Genomic DNA, 6,433 nt, shown 5'->3' with positions numbered 1-6,433 from the left:
GGCCAGCGAAAAGCAGGCCCAGACCGCGCAGATCACGATTCCGGTCGCCGAGCGGCTCGGCCAGAACGTCGTCGACTTCGAAGGGCTGAGCAAGGGTTTCGGCGACAACGTGCTGATCGACGAGCTCACCTTCAAGCTGCCGCCGGGCGGCATCGTCGGCGTGATCGGTCCCAACGGCGCCGGCAAGACCACGCTGTTCCGGATGATCACCAAGCAGGAAACCCCGGACAAGGGTGACATCACCGTCGGCGAGAGCGTGCATCTCGGCTATGTCGACCAGTCGCGCGACGCGCTCGACGGCAAGAAGACGGTGTGGGAGGAGATCTCCGGCGGCAACGAGTTGATCCTGCTCGGCAGGAAGGAAGTCAATTCGCGCGGCTATTGCTCGTCGTTCAATTTCAAGGGCGCCGATCAGCAGAAGAAGGTAGGCGCGCTGTCGGGCGGCGAGCGCAACCGCGTGCATCTGGCCAAGATGCTCAAGTCCGGCGCCAACGTGCTATTGCTCGACGAGCCGACCAACGATCTCGACGTCGACACCTTGCGCGCACTCGAGGAGGCGCTGGAGGATTTCGCCGGCTGCGCCGTCATCATCAGCCACGACCGCTGGTTCCTCGATCGCATCGCCACCCACATGCTGGCCTTCGAGGGCGACAGCCATGTCGAATGGTTCGAAGGCAATTTCCAGGACTATGAAAAGGACAAGATGCGAAGACTCGGGCAGGATTCCATCATCCCGCACCGGGTGAAATACAAGAAGCTGACGCGGTGAGGCTTAAGCGTTCGACTTTTCGTCGAACATTGGTGATGCCATCGTCTCTATTCGCGGGCAGGAAGTGCGGGCTCTTTATCCCACCTTCTCAGCAAGCCACATCTTGATCAGCGATTGATACGGCACATCACGCTTGTTGGCGGCAATCTTGATTTGCTCGAGCAGGCCTACGGGCAGTCGAATGGAAATAGCCGTTGTGGAGGGCTTGAGGTTGGGAAAGCGCGCACGCTCAGCCTTGCTCCAATCGACATAGTCGGTGGAATCATGGGTTTCCCAAAATTTCCGCTCCTCGGTTTCGGTTTTGAATTGAGGGGGCGTTTTAAGCTTGCTCATAGCGCTGTCTTTCCTTTCGATTCATATCCCGAGCCGAAATCACGCGGATCAGCGTTCCATTCCGCCTCAACATGAAGGTGACGTTGAGCGCACGACCTTGGCCGGTCTTTCCCAAGGCTTGGAAGCGCTGCTCTGCCTTGCTATGCGTTGAATCCTCGACAACGATCAGGGGGTCATTGAAGAAAATACTTTCTGCCTCTGCCTGACTAACGTCATGTTTATCCGCGCTCTTGCGGTCCCAGTCGAAGCCGACAATCCGTTCAAGGTCGATCATTGTATATGACCAATATATACAGAAATAACCGTCGTTTCAAGATGAGCCTGTGGTGGCTCGTCCCTGGCCTGTTGGGCCTGTTGAGCATTGCGGCATCGCCGGCAGCCGCCACCCCTGATGCTGGCTTTACGGCATTCATCGCCTCGCTCTGGCCGGAAGCCCAGGCGCAGGGCGTCTCGCGGGCGACATTTGACGCCGAGACGCGCACGCTCGAGCCCGATTACAAATTGCCCGACCTGATCCTGCCGGGGCGGCCCGCCACCGGTGCGCCGGCGCAGGCGGAGTTCGTCCAGGTGCCGGCCGATTATTTGAAGGAAGCGAGCATCGCGCGGCTGGCCGAGGAAGGGCAGCGGTTGATGGCGAAATATCGCGATGCGCTCAGCAGAATCGAAGAGCGCTTCGGCGTGCCCGGCCCGATCGTGCTTGCGATCTGGGGTCGCGAGACCGATTTCGGGCGTTATACGCTGCCTTACGACGGGCTTCGGGTGCTGGCGACGCAGGCCTATGTCGGCCGTCGCAAGGATACCTATCGCACCGAATTCATCCTGGCGCTGAAGCTGATCAATGACGGCGAGGTGACGCGCAAGGACATGCGCGCCTCATGGGCGGGAGCGACCGGCCTGACCCAGTTCCTGCCGTCGGAGTTCTACAAGCACGCGGTCGATTTCGATGGCGACGGCCGCAAGGACATCTGGCACTCGGTGCCCGATGCGCTCGCGTCCGCCGCGCGTCAACTCGTCGACAAGGGATGGCAACGCGACCTGCGCTGGGCTTACGAGGTGCGCGCGCCCGCCAATGTCGATTGCGCGATCGGCGTGCCGGAAGTGACGAAGCCGCTTGGCCAATGGCTGCGCGAAGGCTTTGTGCCCGTGCGCGGACAACAATTGAGCGCAGCCGAGCAGGCCGAGCCGGCCTCGCTGTTGCAGCCGGAGGGCATCTACGGCCCGGCGTTCCTGACCACGAAGAATTACTTCGTGATAAAGGAATATAATTTTTCGGATCTCTATGTGCTGTTCGTCGGCCACCTCGCCGACCGCATGGTTAGCCCGCAACCCTTCGCCACGCCGTGGTCGGCATCGACCCAGTTGCGCACCGCCGACGTCGAGGCGATGCAGCGCCACCTCACGCGCATCGGCCTCTATGCCGACAAGATCGACGGCAAGGCGGGGATGAAGACGCGCGCGGCGCTCGGCGCGTATCAGAAGGCAGCGGGGCTGAAAGTGGATTGCTGGCCGAGCGAAGCGGTGCTGCGTTCGATCGCGGCCGCGCGCTGAAGCATCCGGAAAAAGCCGCTACCCTATCCCCACGGCCCCCGGGAGGAGCGCGAGCGATTCCAGGGACCGCCCGCGGAATCATGAGGCTCCGCATCAACCCAAGACCGTGCGCCGCTCGTTCCGAGTTCGGCCGCGAGCCGCTGCAGCGCCGCGATGCGGTTTTGGGTCGACGGGTGGGTCGCGAAAAGGCTGTCAACGCCGTGGCCTGACAACGGATTGATGATGAACAGGTGCGCGCTCGCCGGATTGTGCTCGGCTTCCATGTTCGGGATCTGATGAGCGGCATCTTCGATCTTGTGCAAGGCGCCAGCTAGCCACATCGGCTGTCCGGCGATACGCCCGCCGAGATTGTCGGCGGCGTATTCGCGCGTTCGGCTGATCGCCATCTGAACCAGCATGGCGGCGAGCGGCGCCACGATCATCAACACGATCGTTGCGATCGCGCCTGGCCCGCTATTGTCGCGGTGCCTTCCGAAAAACATGCCGAACTGCGCCAGCATCGAGATCGCGCCGGCAATCGTCGCGGTCATCGTCATCAGCAAGGTGTCGCGATGCTTGATGTGCGCGAGCTCGTGCGCGATCACGCCGGCGAGTTCTTCGCGGCTCAGCGATTGCATGAGTCCAATGGTCACCGCCACCGCCGCGTTTTGGGGATTACGGCCAGTTGCGAACGCGTTCGGCTGCGGGTTGTCCATCACGAACACGCGCGGCATCGGCAGGCCGGCGCGACCTGCGAGTGCGGCCACAAGTTCGACGAGTTCGGGCGCGGAGTTTCGATCGACCTCGTGGGCGCCGTATGTTCTCAGCACCATGCGATCCGAGTTCCAATACGCGAAGAAATTGGTCGCGGCGGCGGCCAGGAATGCGATCATCGCGCCGTTGCGGCCGCCGAGCAGATAGCCGACGCCCATGAACAGGGCGGTGAGGCCTGCCAGCAGGATTGCCGTCCGCAGGTAATTCATTGCTGCCTCCCTCGTCCGGGGGATCGCTGGCAGAATTAAGTTTGGCCGCAGGCTGCAGGCCTTGCGCCAGATCAAGGTAGCCGCAAATTCTCGCGCCGCGACCACAATGCCATGCGGCTCCGCTGGGCCGGCCGAAGTTCGCGTTTTTTTGCGTAGCTTATTGTCAATCAGCAAGGCTACTCGGTGCTTTCGCCGTCACCTTGCCAATCGAGAGCCGTGGGCCAATTATTCGGCCACCCAAAGCGGCGCGCCCCCGCCGATGGCGGGCTTGCCACCAACGAGGAGACGACAATGCGGGTCAAGATAATGGCTGCCCTTGTGGGCTGTTTGCTCGCCGGTTCGGCCTATGCCGAAGAGCCAGCCACCGACCGCCCGGCGTTGTGGGGAAGCCCCACCATCGACCATGGCGCATGCTGCAAGACGCTGGGCGAAGTGCGCAGCAACATTGATCGGATCGATCGACAGATCATTCGCCTCATGGCCGAACGAAGTCACTATGTTCATGAGGCGGCCCGCTTCAAGGCCAACCCCGCCCAGGTCGAGGCGCCCCAGCGCGCCGAAGCGGTCGTACGCAGGGCCATGGCCACCGCGGAGCAGGAGGGACTTTCGCCAAAGATCGCAGAGGCGACGTATCGCGCCATGATTGGCGCGTTCATCGCCTACGAACAGGAGGTCTTTTCGGCAGCAGCCGCGGCCGGAAAAGCCCCCTGGAGCAAGTGAACCGGCCAAGGCGAGCCAACGTGAAAAACAAAAAAACCGGCCGCAGTATCGGCCGGGTTTCCACGGTTACGCGCGATAGACGACATTGGCCTGAAAAGCGATTTTCAGGCCAATGTCTCAACAGGTTTTGCGAGCCGGACGCTTTGGAGAAAACCGCCCTGTCTCAACGAAGATGAGCGGGGATTACTGACAAACCCAGACGCGGCGAACCCGCCAGGCATAGCCATCCCAGAAGCGTTGGCCCTGCCAACAGCCGGGGGCAGCGACATAGGCCGGACCGTAGCCGGGCCCGTAATAGCCGGGGCCGTATCCATACGGGTAGGGCGAGGTGGCGGCGATCGCACCACCGACGATTGCGCCGCCGATGATTCCGCCAGCGACCGCAGCTCCGAGCGCGCGTTGGGCGTGGGCAGGCTGAGCGGCCGAAATGGCCAGGGTGGTGACGGCGGCCAGCGCCACCAATGTCTTCCTCATGGCATTACCTTTCTGATCGAATCAGACTGCACAAGTGCAGCCTTTCAGGGCCCAAATTCCACAGTTCACTTGAACGATCAATGAACGAGGGCGGCGTATTCTCTCACCAATGGTGGCGGATTTAAGTGCGTTATTGCAGTGCAACAAAGAATTAAGCCAACCATCAACAGGAGAGGACCGTGAGCGCGTGGACCGGCGTCATCATTGCGGTTGGCGTGAGCTCTCTGATTTGCCTTGCGCTGATGGTTCGCGCCGAGCGCATCCAGCGCCGGCGGAAGCTCTCCCCCGGCAGGCCGGATGGCGGCAGTTTCGCCACCAGCGATGGTGGCAGCTATTTCTGGAGTTGGGCCGGCAACCATTCCACGGGCGACCACTCGGCATGTTCCCCCGGAAGCGATGGCGGGGGCGGCGGTGAGAGCGGTAGCGCCGGCGACTGCGGTGGCGGCGGCGGCAGTTGACGTTTCCGGCCGCAGAAATCAGCGCCTTGATCTGCCAAATCCGAAAATTCCTTAAGATTCATTCCGGCATGAAACCCGAACTCAGTTTGGAATCGCTTCAAAACGCCGTTTTTCCTTTTGCAACCTGCGGAACACTTCAATATCGAAGTGGTCCCGCTTCAAAAGCATCACCCGATGGGCCTGCCGATTTAATGATTGTCTGTTCCTGTAACGTGCTTAGCGACCGCGATGTCCGCAGTGCCGTCGAGTCAGCGCAAGATCTTCCCCGCAGTGCCAAGCAGATCTACGGCTGCCTCGGCTGCAGCGCCGAATGCGGCCGCTGCGCGCGCACCATCAAGACCATTATCAACGATGCGCTGGGCGCCTGCGCGAGGGCCTGCGGCCCTGGTTGCCCGCACAGCCAGGCGGGAGAATACGAAACCCTGGACGACGTTTTCGCCGACGAGGCTGCCGAACCGCTTCCCATAGAGGCGTGATCTGATAGCCTTCACGGGCTAGCTTATCATGGGCCCGTGGGTATTCTCGCGTGGCCGCGGCGGAGAGAACGAGCCATGCAAGGCGATACAAAGGTCATCGAATATCTGAACAAGGCTTTGCGCCACGAGCTCACCGCCATCAACCAGTACTGGCTGCATTATCGGCTCCTGAACAATTGGGGCCTGCTGGAGATGGGCAAGACCTGGCGCAAGGAATCCATCGAGGAGATGGAGCATGCCGATCGCCTTACCGATCGCATCATTTTCCTCGACGGTTTTCCCAACATGCAGGTGCTCGATCCCCTGCGCATCGGCCAGAACGTCAAGGAAATCATCGAGTGTGACCTCGCGACCGAAATCAGTGCCCGAACGCTCTATCAGGAGGCGGCGACCTACTGCCACAGCGTCAAGGATTACGTCTCGCGCGATCTGTTCGAAAGCCTGATGAAGGACGAGGAGCATCACATCGACTTCCTTGAAACCCAGCTCGATCTGATCGGAAGAATCGGGCTTGAGCTCTACACCCAGAAGCATGTCGGCGGGCTGCAGAGCGGGGAGTAGGTAGCCGTTACCCTCCCCTGGAGGGGGAGGGTCGTCGCGAATGCAATGAGCGGCGGGGTGGGGTGAAAGCTTGTTTTACGCGCACCCCACCCCGTCTCACATTTCGCGTTGCTCAATGTGAGCCGACCCTCC

10 protein-coding genes are annotated in these 6,433 nt (G+C 61.3%); 6 read left to right on the top strand and 4 right to left on the bottom strand.

Annotated elements, in window-relative coordinates; genetic code table 11:
• On the top strand, positions 1–769 hold a 769-nt coding region (locus VNX23_RS27255), incomplete at its 5' end, for an ATP-binding cassette domain-containing protein (protein ID WP_325634669.1).
• 75 nt (positions 770–844) lie between these two features.
• Here VNX23_RS27255 and brnA read toward each other — a convergent pair.
• Together brnA and VNX23_RS27245 are read right to left on the bottom strand one after the other, a co-directional pair.
• Entirely contained in the window at positions 845–1,102 is a 258-nt protein-coding gene (gene brnA / locus VNX23_RS27250; protein WP_325634668.1) for a type II toxin-antitoxin system BrnA family antitoxin, read from the bottom strand.
• Positions 1,089–1,376 carry a BrnT family toxin gene (locus VNX23_RS27245; protein WP_325634667.1) on the bottom strand — a complete coding sequence of 96 codons (288 nt, stop codon included), beginning with the start codon at positions 1,374–1,376 and terminating at the stop codon, positions 1,089–1,091. Before VNX23_RS27245 ends, brnA begins: the two co-directional genes overlap by 14 nt.
• Before the next feature lie 41 nt (positions 1,377–1,417).
• On the opposite strand from VNX23_RS27245, the gene VNX23_RS27240 reads away from it, so the two are divergent.
• Positions 1,418–2,650: a lytic murein transglycosylase gene (locus tag VNX23_RS27240; protein WP_325634671.1), complete on the top strand. Its 1,233-nt coding sequence runs from the start codon at positions 1,418–1,420 to the stop codon at positions 2,648–2,650.
• A gap of 23 nt (positions 2,651–2,673) precedes the next feature.
• Here VNX23_RS27240 and htpX read toward each other — a convergent pair whose 3' ends face one another.
• Complete coding sequence (gene htpX / locus VNX23_RS27235; RefSeq protein WP_325634666.1) at positions 2,674–3,612, bottom strand: zinc metalloprotease HtpX; 939 nt, start codon at positions 3,610–3,612, stop codon at positions 2,674–2,676.
• A gap of 291 nt (positions 3,613–3,903) precedes the next feature.
• On the opposite strand from htpX, the gene VNX23_RS27230 reads away from it, so the two are divergent.
• Entirely contained in the window at positions 3,904–4,332 is a 429-nt protein-coding gene (locus tag VNX23_RS27230) for a chorismate mutase (RefSeq protein ID WP_325634665.1), read from the top strand.
• Between the two features lie 183 nt (positions 4,333–4,515).
• Here VNX23_RS27230 and VNX23_RS27225 read toward each other — a convergent pair whose 3' ends face one another.
• A complete protein-coding gene (locus tag VNX23_RS27225) occupies positions 4,516–4,806 on the bottom strand; it encodes a hypothetical protein (RefSeq protein ID WP_325634664.1) in 291 nt (96 codons plus the stop codon).
• Between the two features lie 179 nt (positions 4,807–4,985).
• Here VNX23_RS27225 and VNX23_RS27220 point away from each other — a divergent pair, with 179 nt between their 5' ends.
• The 3 genes from VNX23_RS27220 to bfr all read left to right on the top strand — a co-directional run bounded on the left by VNX23_RS27220 (position 4,986) and on the right by bfr (position 6,301).
• Positions 4,986–5,264: a hypothetical protein gene (locus tag VNX23_RS27220; RefSeq protein WP_325634663.1), complete on the top strand. Its 279-nt coding sequence runs from the start codon at positions 4,986–4,988 to the stop codon at positions 5,262–5,264.
• Between the two features lie 191 nt (positions 5,265–5,455).
• Complete coding sequence (locus VNX23_RS27215) at positions 5,456–5,740, top strand: (2Fe-2S)-binding protein (RefSeq protein ID WP_325634670.1); 285 nt, start codon at positions 5,456–5,458, stop codon at positions 5,738–5,740.
• 75 nt (positions 5,741–5,815) lie between these two features.
• Positions 5,816–6,301, top strand: coding sequence for a bacterioferritin (gene bfr / locus VNX23_RS27210; RefSeq protein WP_325634662.1), 486 nt, complete (start codon positions 5,816–5,818; stop codon positions 6,299–6,301).
• Positions 6,302–6,433 lie beyond the last annotated feature (132 nt).

The organism is Bradyrhizobium sp. (assembly GCF_035570375.1).
Classification (GTDB): domain Bacteria; phylum Pseudomonadota; class Alphaproteobacteria; order Rhizobiales; family Xanthobacteraceae; genus Bradyrhizobium.
The sequence above is the reverse complement of the archived record's forward strand: the minus strand, read 5'-3'. Positions and strand labels throughout refer to the sequence as shown.

Bases quoted from the DNA above. Each gene is read 5' to 3' on its own strand.
- VNX23_RS27230 (WP_325634665.1), top strand. From the start codon at position 3,904: ATGCGGGTCAAGATAATGGCTGCCCTTGTGGGCTGTTTGCTCGCCGGT.
- VNX23_RS27225 (WP_325634664.1), bottom strand. From the start codon at position 4,806: ATGAGGAAGACATTGGTGGCGCTGGCCGCCGTCACCACCCTGGCCATT.
- brnA (WP_325634668.1), bottom strand. From the start codon at position 1,102: ATGAGCAAGCTTAAAACGCCCCCTCAATTCAAAACCGAAACCGAGGAG.
- bfr (WP_325634662.1), top strand. From the start codon at position 5,816: ATGCAAGGCGATACAAAGGTCATCGAATATCTGAACAAGGCTTTGCGC.
- VNX23_RS27240 (WP_325634671.1), top strand. From the start codon at position 1,418: ATGAGCCTGTGGTGGCTCGTCCCTGGCCTGTTGGGCCTGTTGAGCATT.
- htpX (WP_325634666.1), bottom strand. From the start codon at position 3,612: ATGAATTACCTGCGGACGGCAATCCTGCTGGCAGGCCTCACCGCCCTG.
- VNX23_RS27215 (WP_325634670.1), top strand. From the start codon at position 5,456: ATGATTGTCTGTTCCTGTAACGTGCTTAGCGACCGCGATGTCCGCAGT.
- VNX23_RS27245 (WP_325634667.1), bottom strand. From the start codon at position 1,376: ATGATCGACCTTGAACGGATTGTCGGCTTCGACTGGGACCGCAAGAGC.